The following is an 18635-nucleotide window of genomic DNA, read 5'->3' as shown; positions in this document are numbered from 1 at the left end:
AGAAAGCGGACATTTCTACTTTGCTAGAACCGGACATTACAACTTTGCTCTTACACACCCTACGACATGCGTACGGGCACCGGGCATCCCGGACGTCCGTACATGCATACGCGGACACCACCGGACACGTGTCCGCTCCTTGAAAATCAATGACTTAGACCTGGCACGGATCGTGCAAATACAGCTGTGTCCAACAACACAACTGCATTGAAAACATGATCCGCGACACCTCACACCAAGACGCCGTCATCGCCCCACCACGTGGCCACACGTTCAAACGCCGCGCGCTGTGGATCGGTGGCGTGACCACCATCGTCGTCGTCAGCGCGATGCTGCTGTCGGCCTGGCGCAGCAGCGAGCATTCGGTCAATGCCGCCCGCCTGCGCATCGCCGAAGTCGGGCGCGGCACGCTGGTGCGTGACGCCTCGGTCAACGGCCGCGTGGTCGCCGCCGTCAGTCCTACCCTGTATTCCACCGCGCCGGCCACCGTCAACCTGAAGGTGGCGGCCGGCGACACGGTCAAGAAAGACCAGGTGCTGGCGGTGCTGGAGTCGCCCGACCTTGCCGATGCCTTGAAGCGCGAGCAGTCGAGCTACGAGCAGCTCAAGGCGGAAGTCGCGCGCCAGCAGATCCTGGCCAGGAAGCAGAAGCTGACCGCGCAAAAGGAGGCGGACACCGCCGAGATCGATCGCCTGTCCGCGCAGCGCACGCTGGAGCGTTACCAGGGCGTGGCCAACGAGGGCATCATCGCCAAGATCGACTTCCAGCGCGCCAAGGACGCGCTGCAGTCGGCCGAGATCCGCGCCAAGCACGCCGCGCAGGCCGCCGCGCTCGAAGGCGACGACGTCACGCTCGCCCTCAAGACCAAGGTCAATGAACTGGAACGCCAGCGCCTGTCGCTGGCCGAGGCCCAGCGCCGCGTCGACGAACTGACCGTGCGCGCGCCGGTCGACGGCTTCATCGGCACGCTCAACGTCCAGAACCGGATGGTGGTCGCGGCCAACACGGCCCTGATGACGCTGGTCGACCTGTCCAAGCTCGAGGTCGAACTCGAAGTCCCCGAAACCTACGTGGCCGACATGGGCCTGGGCATGACCGCCGAGATCGCGCTGCCGTCGGGCGTGGCCACCGGCAAGCTGTCCGCGCTCTCGCCCGAAGTGGTGAAAAACCAGGTGCTGGCGCGCGTGCGCTTCGACGGCGCGCAGCCGAAGGGTCTGCGCCAGAGCCAGCGCGTGACCGCGCGCCTGCTGATCGAGGAAAAGCCGAACGTGGTGATGGTCCAGCGCGGACCGTTCGTCGAAAGCGAGGGCGGACGCTTCGCCTACCTCGTCAAGGACGGCGTGGCGGTGAGGAGCCCCGTGCAGATCGGCGCCACCTCGATCTCTTCGGTTGAAATCCTGTCCGGCGCAAAACCGGGCGACAAGATCGTCATCTCCGGCACCGACACCTTCCAGAACGCCCAGCGCGTTTCGATTAACAACTAAGAAAGCGTCTCCATCAAATGAAAGGACATCCCATGCTGCGCATGAAAAACCTCTCCAAGGTGTACCGAACCCACATGATCGAGACGCACGCGCTGCGCGGCTTCGAGATCGAGGTCAATCAAGGCGAATTCGTCACCGTGACCGGCCCGTCCGGCTCGGGCAAGACCAGCTTCCTGAACATCGCCGGCCTGCTCGAGACCTTCGACGACGGCGAATACGTGCTGGACGGCGTGAACGTGAAAGGCATGGACGACAGCGCCCGCTCGCGCCTGCGCAACGAAAAGCTCGGCTTCATCTTCCAGGGCTTTAACCTGATCCCCGACCTGAACCTGTTCGACAACGTCGACGTGCCGCTGCGCTACCGCGGCTTCAACGCCAAGGAGCGCAAGGAGCGCATCGAGGACGCACTGGCGAAAGTCGGCCTGGCTTCGCGCATGAAGCACTTCCCGGCGGAGCTGTCGGGCGGCCAGCAGCAGCGCGTGGCGATCGCGCGCGCGCTGGCCGGTTCGCCCAGGCTGCTGCTGGCCGACGAACCGACCGGTAACCTCGACACCCAGATGGCGCGCGGCGTGATGGAGCTGCTGGAGGAAATCAACGCCCAGGGCACCACCATCATCATGGTCACGCACGATCCGGAACTGGCGCTGCGCACCCAGCGCAATGTGCACATCATCGACGGCCAGGTGTCGGACCTGGTGCGTTCGGCGCCGACCCTGGTCGTCGCGTCGTAAGGAGCTGCCCATGTTCGGCTACTACTTCAAGCTCGGCGTGCGCAGCCTGCGCCGCAATCCGGCGCTCACCGCGCTGATGGTGCTCACGCTGGCCATCGGCGTGGCGGCATCCATGTCCACGCTGACCATCCTGCACATGATGTCCGGGAACCCGATTCCCCACAAGAGCGAGCAGCTGTTCGTGCCCGTGATCGACAACGGCCAGCTGGAAGGCTACAACCCCGGCAGCAAGCCGCCCTCCCAGTCCACCTATATGGACGCGATGAACATGCTCAAGGCAAAGGTCGGCGAGCGCCGCACTGCCATGTATGGTGTCGGCCTGTCGATCGAGCCGGAACGCCATGACCTGGGCGCCTTCAACACCCAGGGCCTGGCCCCGACCCACGACTTCTTCGCGATGTTCGAGGTCCCGTTCCGCTTTGGCCAGCCGTGGGGCGAACTCGAGGACAAGGCCGGGGCCGACGTGGTTGTGCTCTCGGCCGGGCTGTCCGAGCGCCTGTTCGGCAGCGCCAACCCGGTCGGCAAAATGGTGCGCATGAACGGGTTCATGTACAAGGTGGTCGGCGTGGCCGAGCATTGGAAGCCGCTGCCGCGCTACTACCACGTGATCGCCGGTAACGGCCAGTACGGCAATGAGGAAGACTATTTCATCCCGTTGTCCTCGGCCATCCGCCACGAGTACGACCACAATGGCAGCATGAGCTGCAACAAGCGCGTCGAGAAGCCGGGCTTCCAGGGCAGGCTCGAATCCGAATGCACCTGGCTGCAGTTCTGGTTCGAGACCACATCGAGCGCGCAGCGCAACGACGTCAAGAACTACCTCGACAGCTACGTGAGCGAGCAGCGGCGCCTCGGCCGCATGAAACGCAACGTCCCGCCCGAGCTGTACAACGTGATGGAATGGCTCGACTACCAAAAGGTGACCGGCAACGACAGCCGGCTGCGCGTTTGGCTTGCGCTCGGCTTCCTGGCGCTGTGCCTGGTGAATACGATCGGTCTGCTGCTGGCCAAATTCTCGGTGCGGGCCTCGGAGGTCGGTGTGCGCCGCGCGCTGGGCGCCTCGCGCCGCGAGATCTTCAACCAGTTCCTGATCGAGAGCGGCGTGGTGGGACTGGCCGGCGGCGTGCTTGGCCTGCTGCTGGCTTTCGGCGCGCTGGCCCTGATCGCGATGTCGGGCGACTCGATGAAGCACCTGGCGCACATGGACCTGCCGATGCTGGCGTTCACCTTCGTGCTGTCGGTCACCGCGGCCGTGCTGGCGGGCCTGTTGCCCACCTGGCGCGCCTGCCAGGTCACGCCGGCGCTGCAACTCAAATCCCAATAAGGAAGCGAACATGGAAATCCGTCCCATCCTTTCCGCGCTCATGCGCAACAAGACCGGTCCGATCCTGGTCGCGATCCAGGTCGCGCTCAGCCTGGCGATCCTGGCCAACGCGCTGCACATCGTGAACGTGCGCCAGGCCACGGCCGCGCGCCCTTCCGGCATCGCCGACGAGCAGTCGGTGTTCTACATGCAGGTGCAGGACCTGGCCCAGGCTGGCTTTGAAGACGAGGTGGCAACACGCGAACGCGAGTTGGCGGCCCTGCGCGCGGTGCCCGGCGTGGTGGCCGCAGCCCAGGTCAACCAGGTGCCCATGACCCACAGCGGCAGCAACAGCGGCTGGTCGGTCGACCGCAAGCAGAGCCAGATCACGACACTGGCCGCAATGTACTTCACGCCCGGTGCGCTGCTCAAGACCTGGGGATTGAAGCTCGTGGAGGGCCGCGACTTCACGCCGGACGAATACGCTGACATCGACACGCGCACCAGCGACGAGTTTCCGAAGCTGGCGATCATCACCAGCAAGATGGCCGAGAAGATGTCCCCGGGCCAGTCCGCGGTCGGCAAGACCATCTACGTGGGCCTGGGCGAAGACGCGCGACCGATCCGCGTCGTCGGCGTGGTCGAACGGCTGCAGACGCCGTTCGCGCAGGTGAGCGATGACGTCGAATACTCGGCGATCATGCCGGTACGCCTGGCCAGCGGTTCGAATTTCGGAACGTATGCCGTGCGCGCCGAACCGGGCCAGATCGAGCGCGTGATGCGCGACGCCGAGGAAGCGGTGCGCAAATCCTCGCCGGTGCCCAAGGTGATCGAAAAGACCTCGATGACCGACGAGCGCAAGGACTGCTACCGCAGCGACAATGCAATGGCGTGGATGCTGATCACGGTGTCCTCCCTGCTGCTCTTGATCACCGCGAGCGGCATCGTCGGCATGGCCAGCCTGTGGGTCACCCAGCGCCGCAAGCAGATCGGCGTGCGCCGGGCGCTGGGCGCACGGCGCGTGGACATCCTGCGCTACTTCATCACCGAGAACTTCCTCATCACCAGTACGGGCGTGTTCTCCGGCGTGCTGCTTGCCATCGGGCTGAACCAGCTGCTGGTGTCCAAGCTCGAGATGGCGCGCCTGCCGCTGGGCTACCTGGGGTTTGGCGCGGGCCTGTTCTGGCTGCTGGGCGTATTCGCGGTCTATGGTCCAGCATGGCGCGCGGCGTCGATCTCGCCGGCCATGGCCACCCGCACTGCCTGATACCAAACCGGCAATGGTATGCTAGCGCACATGCCTACCGTACTGATCATCGACGATAACGCCGCCGTCGCCATCGCGCTCGAGGTCCTGTTCTCGCTGCACGATATCGCGGCGTTGCGCGCCGCCTCGCCCGACGAGGGCCTGGCTGTGCTGGCGCGCGAGCCGGTCGACCTGGTCATCCAGGACATGAACTTCACCGCCGACACCACGTCGGGCGAGGAAGGCGTGGCGCTGTTTCGCGAGATCCGCAAGCGCCACCCGGACCTGCCGGTGATCCTGCTTACCGCCTGGACCCACCTGGACGCCGCCGTCGACCTGGTCAAGGCCGGCGCGGCGGACTACCTGGCCAAGCCATGGAACGACTCACGCCTGCTGGCCACCGTCACCAATTTGATCGAGCTGGGCCAGGCCAACCGCGCGCTGGGCCAGCGCCTGCAGCGCGAACGGCGCGCGCGCCGCGAGCTCGAACAGAACTTCGATTTGCGCGGCCTGGTCTGGGCCGATCCGGCCACCGAGCGCGTGCTGTCGCTGGCCTGCCAGGTGGCGCGCTCGGACGTGCCGGTGCTGATCACCGGCCCGAACGGCACCGGCAAGGAGCGCATCGCCGAAATCATCCAGGCCAATTCGCAGGTGGCAAGCGGCCCGTTCGTCGTGCTCAACTGCGGCGCCCTGCCCTCCGAGCTGATCGAGGCCGAACTGTTCGGCGCCGACGCCGGCGCCTACACCGGCGCGTCCAAGGCGCGCGAAGGCAAGTTCGAAGCGGCAGATGGCGGCACCCTGTTCCTCGACGAGATCGGCAACCTGCCGCTGGCGGGCCAGATGAAGCTCTTGCGGGTGCTGGAAACCGGGCGCTTCGAGCGCCTCGGCTCGAACCGCGAGCGCCAGGTCAAGGTACGCGTGATCAGCGCCACTAACGCCGACCTGCAGGCGATGATCCGGGCCGGCACCTTCCGCGAAGACCTGTTCTACCGCCTGAACGTGATCGAACTGCGTTTGCCGCCGCTGGCAAGCAGGCCGGGCGACATCCTGCCGCTGGCCACCAGCTTTCTCGCCAGGGGCAAGACGCTGCACCGGCTCGCCGAGGCGGCGCTGCTGGCGCATGCCTGGCCGGGCAACGTGCGCGAACTGAAGAACGTGATGGCGCGCGCCAGCCTGCTGGCCGAGGGGAACGAGATCAAGGCCCAAGACCTCGGCCTGCCCGTGCCGGTGCACGCGAGCCCCATTGCCATGGAAGCCGAACCGGATCGCGACACGATCGTCCAGGCACTGACACGCGCCGGCGGCGTGGTGGCGCAGGCCGCCGCTGAACTGGGCCTCTCGCGCCAGGCCCTTTACCGGCGCATGGAGCGGCTGGGCATCGCGCGCGCCGCATGAACGCCCCCGACGCGCCTGCCAGCAAGGGCTTACGGCCCAAAGCCAAGCGCCCGCAAGGCTTGCGCCTTTCGCTGGTCACCCGCTGGTCGGCGCTGATCGCCACGCTGCTCGCGGTGGGCATCCTGATCGCGATCTGGCTGGAGCACCTGCTGCCCAACCAGCCATGGGCAGTATTCGCGATCTGCCTGGTGTGCGTGGTGCCGATCGCGATCATCACGATCCGCTCGCAAATCCAGCCGATCCTGTCGCTGTTCCGCGCGCTCGAAGGCACCGTTACCAGCTATCGCGACGGCGACTTCTCGTTCAGCCTGCACTGGCAGCAGAACGACGAACTGTCCGACCTGATCGCGGCCCACAATGACTTGGGCAACGTGCTGCGCGAGCAGCGCCTGGACCTGGTGCAGCGCGAGCTGCTGCTCGACACCATGGTGCAGAACACGCCTGTGGCCATGCTGCTGGTGGCCGACTTTGCCGCGAGCCGCGGCACCATCGTCTACGCCAACGCGGCCGCGCGCCAGCTCCTGGCCGATGGCCGCAAGCTGGAAGGGCGCCAGCTGCGCGACCTGCTCGAACAGGCGGCGCCCGCCTTGTCCGAAGCGCTCGGCCGCGGCGGCGACGGGCTGTTCACCGCCGGCGAGGGCGAGGACGAAGAGGTGTATCACCTGGCCCGCAGCAGCTTCAGCCTGAACGGGCGCAAGCACGAGCTCCTGCTGCTGCGCCACCTGACCGTCGAGCTGCGGCGCCAGGAAGTGCAGACCTGGAAAAAAGTGATCCGGGTGATCAGCCATGAACTGAACAACTCGCTGGCGCCGCTGGCCTCGCTGGCGCATTCCGGCGCGGAGCTGGTGCGGCGCGGGCAGACCGAACGCCTGCCGCAAATCCTGGAGACGATCGGCGAGCGCACGCGCCATCTGGAGAGCTTCATTTTGGGCTACGCGCGCTTTGCCAAGCTGCCGACGCCCCGGATCGAAACGTGCAGTTGGGACGCGTTCGTCAAGCGCCTCGCATCCCAGGTGCAGTTCCGGGCAGGCGACGCGCTGCCCGCCGAACCGGCGCAATTCGACCCGGCGCAGATGGAACAGGCGCTCCTGAACCTGCTCAAGAACGCGCACGAATCGGGCGGCAAGCCGGAACGCGTGGAACTGCACATCCGCCGCACGCAGGACGCGATCCGTATCGACGTGCTCGACCGCGGCCATGGCATGAGCGAGGCGGTGCTCACCAACGCGCTGGTGCCGTTCTACTCCACCAAGCGCAGCGGCACCGGGCTGGGCCTGGCGCTCGCGCGCGAGATCGCCGAAGCGCACGGCGGGCGCATCACGCTGGCCAACCGCGAAGGTGGCGGTCTGGCGGTCACGCTGATCCTGCCAGTTACCCAGCCGCTCAATCAGGCATAAGCTCACAGTCTGGTAAGATCGGCTCTTGACGCTGATTCACGCACCATGCCTTCTCCAGATTCCCGCTTCGCCCAGCCGGGCCATCCCCCCGCCACGATCACCGAATTCGAAGGCGTCCGCTTCCTGCACCTTGGCACCACCTGGGTCCAGGGTGCGATGCGCCTGTCGCGCCCGGATGTGATCGAGCTCGATTATGTGCAGATGATGATGATGTGGATGCTGTTCCAGGACGCGCCCAAGCACATCGTGCAGCTTGGCCTGGGCAGCGCCGCGCTGACCAAGTTCTGCTACCTGCGCTTCCCGGACGCACGCGTGACCGCCGTGGAGCTGAACCCGAACGTGATCGCGATCTGCCGTGCCCTGTTCGGCCTGCCGGACGACGACGAGCGGCTCAAGGTGCGCGAAATGAACGCGCTGGACTTTGTGCTCGACCCGGCCAACCGCAACAAGGTGGACGTGCTGCAGGTGGACCTGTACGACGAAGAGGCGCGCGGCCCGGTGCTCGACACCCCCGAGTTCTACCAGGGCTGCTTCGACTGCCTGACCGAAAACGGCATCATGACCACCAACGTGTTCGGCGACTTCAGCAACTACGACAAGAACCTGCAGGCGATGGAGCAGGTATTCGACGCGGTCGTGTGGCTGCCTGAAGTACACGATGCGAACATTGTCGTCATCGCGTTCAAAAAAGCGCCGCAGATCGACTTTTCGGTGCTGTACCAGCGCGCGGGCGAGATCAAGCGGCGTTTCAACATGCCCGCCAAGAACTGGGTCAATGGGCTGAAGGAGTGGATGCGCGACCGGATGGGCTAGCCACCGGGTCACCGCATGCTGACTTGCGGCCGCCGCTTCACTATGCTGCGTTCGCGAACCGCGTGCGCACGGGTCCTCGGCGGCCCCGCGCCCCCTACAATGTGCTGCGGCTACGGGCTTCGGCACAGGCGTAGGGTGCGCACCTGTGCGCACGCGGTCACGGCTTACTGACTTGCGGCTGCCGCTTCCCTGCGCTACGTTCGCGAACCGCGTGCGCACAGGTGCGCACCCTACGCCTCTTCTGAAGCCCGTAGCCGTAGTAGATTAAAGGGTGCGCCTCGGCTCAGCGCCTTTCGCGCCACCACAACGCCAGCATCGCCACTCCAAACAGCAGCACGAACGGCCACCCCGACAGTGGCGCACGCTGGACGTCACCAGGCACTGGCGTGCGCGCCGCATAGCGCGCGGTCGCATCGCGGCGCTGTGCCGCCTGCCACATCGGCCAATCCTCGCGCGCGAACACATACACCTCGCCAAGCGCGGGCTTGGTCCCTTGCGCCTGCATCCTGAGCCAACCGGCCTTCTGCGGCCACACCGCGACGCACGCCGCATCCGCCTTGTCCGGACGGCGCTGCCACGCGAGCGTCTGCCCTAGCTCGGGGAAGGTCACCTCCCCGCGTACGCCCTGCGCGCAAACCTCCAGCCGCTGGCCGGGCAGGGGCATCTCAAGAGGATCGAGCCAAACCACGTCCACCTGGTCCTGTACGCCAAGGCGGTCGAGCACACCCTGCCACCACAACGACAGCGCCTGCGGTTCACTGATCGCATAACGGTGCCAATCGGCTGCGGCCAGCCAGCCGATGCGGCCATTTTTCCATGCGCGCGTCCACAGCACGCCCTCAGTCCCGGTCCACTCGCCGGCGTTGTTCGACACGGGCGCAAGATGGGCGCCCGTGAGCACAATGCTTGATCCGACCTGCTTGTCGGCAGGCTGCGGCTTGAGGTCGAGCCCCAGCGTGCGCGACCAGAGCGCCGCGTCATTCGCGTTCCCGGCCAGGACCAGCAGTGGCGTGCCCTGCGCCACCTGATCCAGCAGGGCGGTGCGTGCCGATGCGGAGGCGCGTTCGAACCAGGCCGCATCGATCACCAGCAGGTTCGGCGTCATCTGCGAGCGCGCGGTTTCGCTGCGCGTCACCGTTTTGCCCAGCGTGACCTGCCAATCGATCAGCGCATTGCTGTCGGCCAGCAGCTCGTCCAGTATCCGCAAGTCGAACGACGGCGCGCTCAAGCGCCCCTGCACCTGCAGCGCCCGCGCGTCGCGCACGCTGACCGGAACCGGCCCCTGCGCCACCAATTTGCCACTGCCATCGAACAGGCGTGCCTGCAGCACCAGCGGTTCGGCCAGCGGCGGCAGCCACTCCACGGTGAGATCGCCCTCCCCACGCGCTTCGGCCAGCGCCTGTCCATTCTCGGCAAGCAGCTGCAGCCGGCCCGGCTCGCTGCCGCTCCGGTGCACGGTAAGCCTGAACACGCGGCCGAGCGCGAGCTGACGAGGAAACTCCAGGCGGATCACGCTTGTCGCCGGCTTCGTCCACGCCAGCGGCCGCGCCGGCAAGTCCTGCCATTCGGCCTCGCGCAGTCCGTCGCCAGACAGCGCCAATGCGCGCACCCCGTCCAGCGCAACGGGAGGATTGGCCGGATCGATCGTCAAGGTGGCACCGACTTCGCCCGGCAACGTAAAGCGCCCGGCCGCCAGCGCCAGCGCGGCCGCGGCCACGATAGCCAACCCAGCGCAGATCCAGTTCCGCCTGCGCAGGTACAGCAGGGCGCTTGCCGCGCCGACCAGCGCCGCCACAATCATCATTTTTTGCCTCCACTACGCCACGCCCGGGTGAACGGCGTCTCGGCCACCGGCTTTGGTTGCAGCAGCGCCGGCGCCTGCGGGACCGCGCCGCGCAGCCATGCGCGCAGGGTTGCGCGGCACGGCACACAGCCGTCGGCCACGTCCTGGATTGCGCGCTGCGCCCCCAAGCGCTGCTCTTCGCTGGCGATATGCTCGCGCACCCAATCGTGCGCGGTGCGTGTCCACAGCGCGGGCAACGGCCCATCCGCGGACAGCGCCTGCACGAGTTCGCGCACCTGCGAGGGAATCGTTTCGGCGGCCGCGCCCTGCTCGCGCTTGTAGCTGGCGGCGCCCACCACGTCGCCGGAGAGGCGCTTTTCCTCCTTGATCGCCGGCGGCGTGAACGCGGTCTTGTGCAGGTAGATACGGTCCGCCTGCTGCAGCTCCTTGATCGCATCGAGCGCCTTATACTCCGGCGGCAGCGCGGTCGCTGGCGTAATCGCGCGCAGCGCCTTTTCGGCATCCCACATCGCGGCCAGCGCGCGGCGCAGCACCTTCTTGGTCGCTTCGTCGAACAGGGTCGCATTTTCAGCCTGGTCGTGTGCGTGGCCGAACTGGTGCAGCACGTCCTGTTTGCCGCCGCCGTGGTCGTCGTCGTGATCTTCGCCGCCGAACAGCGTCGATTCCTCGCCCAGGAACTGGCCGTAGCGGCGGCGCAGCGTGGCCTGGTCGGCCGCGATCGACTCGCTGCGCTCGCGCACGGTTGCGGCGTTGGGCTTGCGCGCCTTGATGTCCGCGACCAGCTGCTCGGTATCGATGATGATCTGGCGCTGGCTGCGCAGGCTCTCGGGCTTGACCAGCGTCGGCAGAGCGGAGCTGGCCTCCTCCTCGGCCGCTGCGGGCGCCGGCAGCCGCAACGTATAGGTCGGCGACTGCACGGTGTGCTCGCGCTGCGCGTTGTCGGTTGCGCGCACGAAGAAGTACAGCTCGTCGCCGGGCTCCATACCCAGGTCGGCCAGCGTCCACTGTTTGGACCAGCGCCGCACGCGCGGATCGTTCGATGCCGGCAGCGGCATTTCGCGGTCCGAAAACCGGATGTTCTCGCCACTGCCGCGAGCCAGCGTCAGGTGCAGCGTTGCGCGCGCGACCTGGTAGTCGTCTCGCACTTCGATCGCCATCGCCGCGCTCTTTGCGTCCGGCGCGAGCTCATGGACCATTTCCGCCGGTTCCGACACGATCACCTGCGGCGGCTGGTCAGGAGTCACCCGCAAGGTGTAGCGCGCGCCATTCCAGCGCCAGAAGACCGATTCGGTTGCGCTCCAGCGTGCGCATTCGCGTCCGGGTTTAAGGACCTGGCCGTCGGAGAGCTCGACCGATTCGTCCACGGCAGCCGGATTCTTCAGGCACCATTCGACCACGCTGGCCTCCGGCGCCTGCAAATCGCGAGGAGCGGACTCGATTGGTTCGACCCCGGTGTACTTTGGCGGCGTGATGCGAACCAGCAGCTCGGATCTTGGCGATACGGCCGCGCCGGCGGTCGCTTTTTCCACCTGACTTGGTACGGTCGGCTTCAAGCCCCCCCAGCCCCAGGTCAGCCCCGCCGCGGCCACGCTGATCAGCACTGCTGCGTACCCGCCGCTTACGCGCTGGCGGGAGATTCGTTTCAGTTCAAGCGACGTAACGACGCCTGCAAGCCGTGTCAGCAACCGTTGCTGCTGCAGCCGTGCGAGCGGCGTGTCGGCCTGCACCAGCAGCGCCGTGCTGTCCTCCAGTTCGGGCACCGCATCGTCGAGCCAGCGCATCCACTCGGCCTTGATGCGCTTGCGCAGGCGTGCCGCGTCCCATGCGCTCCATGCCACCCAGCCCACTATGCCGGGCGCGCAAAGCAGCGCGCACCAGGGCAGGACACCCGCGATCCACGATGGCACGCGCCGCAGCAGCGCCGCGCGTTCGACGCGCTTGGAAAGGTCAGCGGCGGCGTGCATGGGTCAGTATCCTTTCCAGCGCAAACAAGGCGACCAGCGCAAGCATCATCTTGTCGCGCAGCGCCCCGGCGGACTGCGTGGCCGCGCCTGTTCCAGCCACGCCCAGCACTTGTGGCGGCGCCGTGTAGGCGACGGGCGGATAGTGCAGATGCTGCCAGGTCTCGAACAGTTCACGTGCGCTGTCGGCGTCTTGCGGCGGCCATGCCGCCGAAGTCCACAGCCTGCCGCGCGTGCTGTCCGCGTAACGGATGCCCGCCACTTCCCGCGCCTGTTTCAACTCCGGGAACGCGGTCGTATCAAGCACCCACCACAAGGGCGCCTTCAACCCGGCCGGCGGCGCCTCGGTGCGATCCCACACGATCAATTCGGTCCTGGAGTTTGGTGCGTCGTCGATCACAAAGCGCTGCGGGCCATCGAGCGCAGCAAACAGCGCCCGCCACTGCCCAGCATGCTCGCCGAAGATCGCAACGTGATGCTCGGTCTTCGCGAACGGTTCGGCCATCGTCCGCAGTTCGACACGGCGACCGAATCGCGGCTGCGCCGCCGGCATCGGCACATCGCCCACAACCAGCAGCCTCGCGCCATCGCGCCACTCGCGCTCGTGTGCGTGCAGCCAGTTCAATGCCTCGGCAGGCGGCAGTGTCAGCTGCTCCGCCTTGCCGAAACCGGCCTGCCCGATCTGCTGCTGCGCCCATGCGGCATCCACGCCCTCGACCACGACCACCGTGTCGCCGCGCCATGCGATAACCGGATCGGCCAGCCACGCGATCGCCGTGGCGAGCAGCAGGCAACGCACCAGCAGCAGGACCAGCTCGCGCCAGCGCCACACGCGCACCTGCTTCGGTTCGGCCTTCGGCAGAAAGCGCGCCGTGGCGAGCGGATCGGCGCGGGTCTCTTCGCGCTTCTGGCGATGCCAAAGAACCGGCAACGCCAATACCGGCAACGCCAGCCACCACAGGCTGTTCATGCGCGCCCTCCCTGCCGCAGCCACAGGCGCAGCACTTCACCGGGCGCCTGCTCGATGCGTGCGGCAGTCAGCAGCACGTCGTGCCTGCGAGTCTCCCGTGTCACCTGCCCGAAATGGTCTTCGCGGTTGCGGCGATAGGCATCGCGCAGGCTTGCTCCGAAACGGAACACGCCTGCCCCATGCTCGGGATCGCGATACGCGGGCCTGGTGTCGAAATCGGCATCGCATTCAGCTTGCGTTTGCAGGCACAGCGCGCGTACGTCATGGCGCATGTGGCGCAGGCGCACCAGCGCTTCGGACAGTGGTGATGGCCAGTCCAGGAAATCGCTGGCCACGAACACCACGCCGGGAGAACGTGCGAAATGCAGGCTGGCGCGAAGCGTGTCCGCATCCGGCAATGCGCCGGCGGCAGTTGCGCGGTTCAGCTGCGCCAGCACACGCTGCTGCTGGCGCGGCCCGCGCGCAGCCGGCGTGAACTGGACTTGTCCGTCGGTCAGCACCACCAGCCCAAACGCGTCGCCCTGGCGCTGTGCGATAGCGGCCACGCAGCCGAGCATCACACGCGCATAGGCCAGCTTGTCCAGTCCTTCGATTGCGCGGCTCGGCTCCTGCATCGACGCGGTCGCGTCCAGCACCAGCCACACAGCCACGTGGCTGTCACGCTCGGCCTCGCGCACGAAGTAGCGGTCGGCGCGCGCCATCAGCTTCCAGTCGACGCGGCGCCATTCGTCGCCGGGGGCGTAGGCCCGGTATTCCGAGAACTCGACACCTGCGCCACGTTCGCGCCCGACATGGATGCCATGTCCGAGCCCCGCCAGCACGTGGCGGATCACGAGGTCAAGGTCAGTCGTGTGCGCGATCAGCGCCGAACCATCCAGCGCCAATCTAGTCGACCTTGATTTCTCGCTGCAGCGCCTGCAGGATTTCGGCAATGGCGACGCCGTCCGCTTCCGCCTCGAAATTGCGCAGCACGCGGTGCGCCAGCACCGGCAGCAGCATGGCGCCAATGTCCTCGCGCGTGACCGCAAGGCGGCCGTGCATCAGCGCGCGCGCCTTGGACGCGAGCACCAGCGCCTGCCCGGCACGCGGACCGGCGCCCCAGCCGATGTGCTTGATTACCGCCTGGACGGTACTTTCGCCCGGGCGCGTGGCGCGCACCAGGCGCGTAGCGTAGCGCACCAGGCGCTCGCCGATTTCAATGTCGCGCACCAGCTGCTGCAGGCGCAGCAGGCTTTCCACGCTCATCGCGGCCCTGGCATCCGCGAGACCTGCGTGGGTGGTTGCCGCAACCATCGCCACTTCCTCGTCCTCGCTCGGGTAGCCGACGTCGATGCGAAGCAGGAAGCGGTCGAGCTGCGCTTCGGGCAGCGGATAAGTACCTGCCTGCTCGATCGGGTTTTGCGTGGCCAGCACGAAGAACGGGCGCGGCAGCTTGTGGGTTTGCCCGGCAAAGGTAACGGCGCGCTCCTGCATCGCCTCCAGCAGCGCCGACTGGGTCTTGGGCGGCGCGCGGTTGATCTCGTCGGCCAGCAGTACCTGCGTGAACACCGGCCCCTGCTGGAAGCGGAAAACACGCTGGCGGGTGGCGTGGTCTTCCTCCAGGATCTCGGTGCCAACGATATCTGATGGCATCAGGTCCGGCGTGAACTGCACGCGCCGGAACTGCATGTCGGTCGCCTGCGCCAGCGACTTGACCAGCAGCGTCTTGCCCAGTCCCGGCACGCCCTCGACCAGGGCGTGCCCGCCCCCAAGCAGGCAGGTGATGAGCAGCTCGACCACGTTTTTCTGGCCGATGATCACCTGCGCCATGCTGGCCTTGAGCGCATCCACCTTCGCCACCAGGTCGGCGACTTCCGTTTCCTTCCACGCTATCACGTCATGCTCCGACACTGCTCATGCTCCCAACGCATATTGAATGATATTGACCGCAAAGCGGGTATTGTCGATCGCCAGCCAGCGCTTGTTGCGAAAGTCGTAGTCCCACTCGCAGCCGTAGTCCTTGTTCGAGTACAGCACGCGGATGCGCCCTTTCACCTCGATCGCCTTCAGGTACTCGTGCACCAGGTCGTCGCCCCAGCCGTTGAGCTCCACCGCGGTATTCGGCGGCCCATCGAAATGGAAGAAGCACGAATACAGCGGATGGGTGTTGGCGATTTTCTGTAACGCCTTCGGCCCGAAGATGCGCGCCATCTCGGCTTCGAACGATTTGGCGAACAATCCGTCGATGTCGTGGTTGCAGTCATCCACGAACACAAAACCGCCGCCGCGCACGTAGCGCTCGAAGTTCCTGCGCTCGGCGGGCGTAAACTGCACCAGCTTGTGGCCGGCCAGGTAGCAGAACGGCGCCTCAAGCATTTTTGGATCCGACAGGTTGATCATCCGTTCTGCCGGATCCACCCGCAACGTGGTGTACTCGACCAGCGAATTGAGCACGTTGCTGGGCATGCGGATATCCACGTCCCAGTCGCCCGACTCGTACATCAGGCGAGTGAAGTAGAAATCGTAAGCCGCCATCTACACCGCGTCGGACAGCGAGGTAAAGTTAAAGTCGCGCAGGCGCATCGGCGGAATCACCATCTTGAACGACATTTCGTCCGGGGCGACCACGACCGGCTTGCCCAGTTCTTCCACGTTGTTGAGCATCGTGACCGGGCTCTCGTTGAAGCGGAAGTTCTTGATCGGGTACTTGATCTTGCCGTTCTCGACGTAGAAGGTCCCGTCGCGGGTCAGGCCCGTGATCAGCAGCGACTGCGGATCGACCATGCGGATGTACCAGGTGCGGGTGACCACCACGCCCTTCTTGGTCGAGGCAATCAGCTCCTCCAGCGACTGGGTGCCGCCGCCCATGATCATGTTGCCCGGGTTGCCGACCGCGCGCACGCCGTTCTTCTGCGCCCAGAAGCGCGAATAGTTGAGCGAGGCGACCTTGCCGTTCTTGATCAGGTCGGCGCGTTCGCGCGCCAGCATCCTGTCGCCGTCCCACGGCGTCACCGGCACGTCCGGATCCCACGGGTCGGACCAGACGTTGATCCGTTCGTCGAACATCTTTTCGCCCAGGCGGTTGCCGCCGCCCTTTTTGGACAGGAAGCTGCGCCCCTCGTCGGCCTGGCGCGCGCCGAACGAGCCGAACATGTTACCGAGGATCTCGGACGTGGCGGCCGGTTCCAGGATCACGGTATAGCGGCCCGGTTCGAGCGCGCGCGCATCCACCGAACGCAGCGCCTTTTCGATCGCCACTTCCGACGCCTCGCGCGGATCGAACTGGCGCGAATTGACAGCCGTGCGGGTCACCCAGCCGGAGCCGCGTCCGTCCTCGGTGCGAACGGTGCAGGTGTAGTCGAGATTGGTGAATTCCTGGTGGCCGAACACGCCGTTCGAGTTGGCGACCGTCTCGAACCCCGTCACGTCGGTGAAAAAGCCGGCCGCAACCAGGTTCTTCTTGCGGCAAGCCGTGATCGCATGCGCCGCCACCTCGGCCCGGTACCCCGGATCGATCGCTGCGGTCGCGGCCACGAAGGTCTGCGACGCCTTGAATTCCTGCTTGCCCGCGGCCGGCACGAACTCCGGGTTTTCCGGTGCCAGGCGCGCTGTCTCCTCGGCGCGGCGCACCGCGCGCTCGAGCGACTTGTCGTCGAATTCGTTGATGGTGGCGATGCCCTGGCGCTTGCCGAAAGCGACCGTCACCGCCAGTTCCATGTTCTCGGTCAGGCCCGAGGTGGATACGCCGTTACGCGCAAAACGGATGTTACCGGTGCGCTTGCCTTCGATCTGCACGCTGCACTCGTCGGCTTTCGAAAAGCCGATCACGCGATCGCAGATGCGCTTTGCTTGTTCCTGGTCGAGCTGTTTCATCGTGCCTCCCTTAACCGATCTTGCGTGCAGTGTTAATCACGTTGATGCCGTTAAAACGCGTTGTCGACGAGCCGTGCGATACCGCGCTGACCTGGCTCGGCTGGCCCTTCCCGTCGAAGAACGAGCCGCCCATGCGCCAGTCGCGCTCGTCGCAGATCGCGCTGCAAGCGTTCCAGAAGTCCTGCGTGTTCGACTGGTAAGCCACATCTTCCAGCGGCCCGGTGATCTTGCCGTTCTTGATCTCGAAGTACAGCTGGCCGCCGAACTGGAAGTTGTAGCGCTGCTGGTCGATCGAGTACGAGCCGCGGCCGAGGATGTAGATGCCCTTCTTGACGTCCTTGATCATCTCGTCCGGCGTGAGGCGCGCCTTGCCCGCCGCCAGCGACACGTTCGGCATGCGCTGGAACTGCACGCTGCTCCAGCTGTCGGCGTACGAGCAGCCGTGCGATTCCTTCTCGCCGATGATGTGGGCCTGGTCGCGCGTGGCCTGGTAGTTGACCAGGATGCCGTCCTTGATGATGTCCCAGCGCTTGGCCGGCACGCCCTCGTCGTCGTAGCCGACCGCGCCCAGCGAACCCGGCGTGGTTTTGTCGCCCGTGACGTTGACCAGCTTGGAGCCGAAGTTGAATTTCTTGGTCTGCCACTTGTCCAGCGTGCAGAAGCTGGTGCCCGCATAGTTGGCTTCGTAGCCAAGCACGCGGTCCAGCTCCGTCGGGTGGCCGACCGATTCGTGGATGGTCAGGAACAGGTTCTCGGGCGCGAGCACCAGGTCGTAGCGGCCCGGCTCGACCGACTTGGCGGTGAGCTTTTCGCGCGCCTGGCGGCCCGAGTCGCGCGCCTCCTCGATGATGTCGTAGGATTTGGTGTACAGCGTGGCCACGCCGCCGGCTGCCTTGATCTTGTGCTCCGGCCGCGCGTCGAAGTATTCGTAGCCCATGCCGACCGGCGAAGCCAGGCCGGCGCGCGAGCGGAATTTGCCGGTGGCCTTGTCGACCGCGGTGGCGGTCAGCGGCGCCCACAGGCGGTGGATGTCCTGGTCGATGTACGATCCATCGGTCGAGGCAAAGTACTTCTGCTGGTTTACCTGGAACAGGTTCGCGGTCATGTAGCTCGCGCCGGCCTCCAGGCCCGCCTTGTTGGCGGCGATGAGCATCTCGGCCTTGTCCTTGATGGGCACGGTGCGCCAGTCCTTCTTGAACGGCGTGGCCCACGACACTTCGCCCACACCCTTCACCGGCGCCAGCTGCAGCGGCTCGGTCTGCAGGCGCGCGTTGGCCTTGGCGATCGCCACCGCCTGGCGCGCGGCATTGGCCACGGCGTCGGGCGTCATCGAATTGGTCGCGGCAAAGCCGTAGGCGCCGTTCGCGATCACGCGCACGCCCACGCCGCTCGACTCGGTGTTGGAGATGTTTTCGACGTTCAGGTCGCGCGTGTTGATGAACTGGTTCAGGTAGCGCCCGATGCGCACGTCGCAGTAGCTGGCGCCGGCCTTGGTGGCGGCGTTCAGGGCGACGTCGGCGAGCGACTTCTTGAAGCTGACCGCCATGGGATTGAGCAGCTCGTCGGCTGCGATGGCGTTGCCGAACACCGGCACCAGCATGGCGCCGGCCGTGCCCGCGCCGATTTTAAGGAAGGTACGACGTTCCATTGATTCTCCGATTATTTACCGCTTCCCGCAG

14 protein-coding genes and 1 pseudogene are annotated in these 18635 nt (G+C 66.2%); 7 read left to right on the top strand and 8 right to left on the bottom strand.

Annotated features, from left to right (window positions below; all coding sequences use genetic code 11):
* Positions 1-215 precede the first annotated feature (215 nt).
* Genes E4O92_RS02440 through E4O92_RS02410 form a run of 7 tightly spaced genes read left to right on the top strand, consistent with a single transcriptional unit; the run spans position 216 to position 8369 of the window.
* Complete coding sequence (locus E4O92_RS02440) at positions 216-1484, top strand: efflux RND transporter periplasmic adaptor subunit (RefSeq protein ID WP_135188161.1); 1269 nt, start codon at positions 216-218, stop codon at positions 1482-1484.
* Positions 1485-1516: 32 nt separating this feature from the next.
* The gene (locus E4O92_RS02435; RefSeq protein WP_135188160.1) at positions 1517-2215 is read left to right on the top strand and encodes an ABC transporter ATP-binding protein; all 699 of its coding nucleotides are present in this window, start codon (positions 1517-1519) and stop codon (positions 2213-2215) included.
* 10 nt (positions 2216-2225) lie between these two features.
* Complete coding sequence (locus E4O92_RS02430; protein WP_135188159.1) at positions 2226-3539, top strand: ABC transporter permease; 1314 nt, start codon at positions 2226-2228, stop codon at positions 3537-3539.
* 10 nt (positions 3540-3549) lie between these two features.
* A complete protein-coding gene (locus E4O92_RS02425) occupies positions 3550-4785 on the top strand; it encodes an ABC transporter permease (protein ID WP_135188158.1) in 1236 nt (411 codons plus the stop codon).
* Between the two features lie 30 nt (positions 4786-4815).
* Entirely contained in the window at positions 4816-6159 is a 1344-nt protein-coding gene (locus tag E4O92_RS02420; protein ID WP_135188157.1) for a sigma-54-dependent transcriptional regulator, read from the top strand.
* The gene (locus tag E4O92_RS02415) at positions 6156-7556 is read left to right on the top strand and encodes a sensor histidine kinase (RefSeq protein WP_135188156.1); all 1401 of its coding nucleotides are present in this window, start codon (positions 6156-6158) and stop codon (positions 7554-7556) included. Before E4O92_RS02420 ends, E4O92_RS02415 begins: the two co-directional genes overlap by 4 nt.
* Before the next feature lie 45 nt (positions 7557-7601).
* Positions 7602-8369, top strand: a complete 768-nt coding sequence (locus E4O92_RS02410) for a spermine/spermidine synthase domain-containing protein (protein ID WP_135188155.1) — start codon at positions 7602-7604, stop codon at positions 8367-8369.
* A 283-nt stretch (positions 8370-8652) separates the two neighbouring features.
* Here the strand turns inward: E4O92_RS02410 and E4O92_RS02405 are convergent, their stop codons facing one another.
* From E4O92_RS02405 to E4O92_RS02370, 8 genes and pseudogenes are all read right to left on the bottom strand, one after another.
* Positions 8653-10173, bottom strand: coding sequence for a hypothetical protein (locus E4O92_RS02405; RefSeq protein WP_135188154.1), 1521 nt, complete (start codon positions 10171-10173; stop codon positions 8653-8655).
* On the bottom strand, positions 10170-12137 hold the full coding sequence (locus tag E4O92_RS02400) for a DUF4175 family protein (protein WP_135188153.1): 1968 nt from the start codon (positions 12135-12137) through the stop codon (positions 10170-10172). Before E4O92_RS02400 ends, E4O92_RS02405 begins: the two co-directional genes overlap by 4 nt.
* Positions 12121-13029, bottom strand: a pseudogene (locus E4O92_RS02395) (BatA domain-containing protein); the annotation flags it as partial. The pseudogene E4O92_RS02395 and the gene E4O92_RS02400, both read right to left, overlap by 17 nt.
* Before the next feature lie 71 nt (positions 13030-13100).
* Positions 13101-13988, bottom strand: coding sequence for a DUF58 domain-containing protein (locus E4O92_RS02390; protein WP_135188151.1), 888 nt, complete (start codon positions 13986-13988; stop codon positions 13101-13103).
* Between the two features lies 1 nt (position 13989).
* Positions 13990-14979, bottom strand: coding sequence for an AAA family ATPase (locus E4O92_RS02385; RefSeq protein ID WP_267873776.1), 990 nt, complete (start codon positions 14977-14979; stop codon positions 13990-13992).
* Between the two features lie 18 nt (positions 14980-14997).
* On the bottom strand, positions 14998-15618 hold the full coding sequence (locus tag E4O92_RS02380; protein ID WP_135188150.1) for a DUF4159 domain-containing protein: 621 nt from the start codon (positions 15616-15618) through the stop codon (positions 14998-15000).
* Positions 15619-16956, bottom strand: a complete 1338-nt coding sequence (locus tag E4O92_RS02375; RefSeq protein ID WP_135188149.1) for a TldD/PmbA family protein — start codon at positions 16954-16956, stop codon at positions 15619-15621.
* Between the two features lie 10 nt (positions 16957-16966).
* The gene (locus E4O92_RS02370) at positions 16967-18604 is read right to left on the bottom strand and encodes a TldD/PmbA family protein (protein WP_135188148.1); all 1638 of its coding nucleotides are present in this window, start codon (positions 18602-18604) and stop codon (positions 16967-16969) included.
* Positions 18605-18635: the final 31 nt, after the last annotated feature.

It is taken from the genome of Massilia horti, assembly GCF_004614195.1.
Lineage (GTDB): Bacteria > Pseudomonadota > Gammaproteobacteria > Burkholderiales > Burkholderiaceae_D > Telluria > Telluria horti.
Note: the sequence above shows the minus strand (reverse complement) of the source record. Positions and strands in the feature narration are given on the sequence as shown.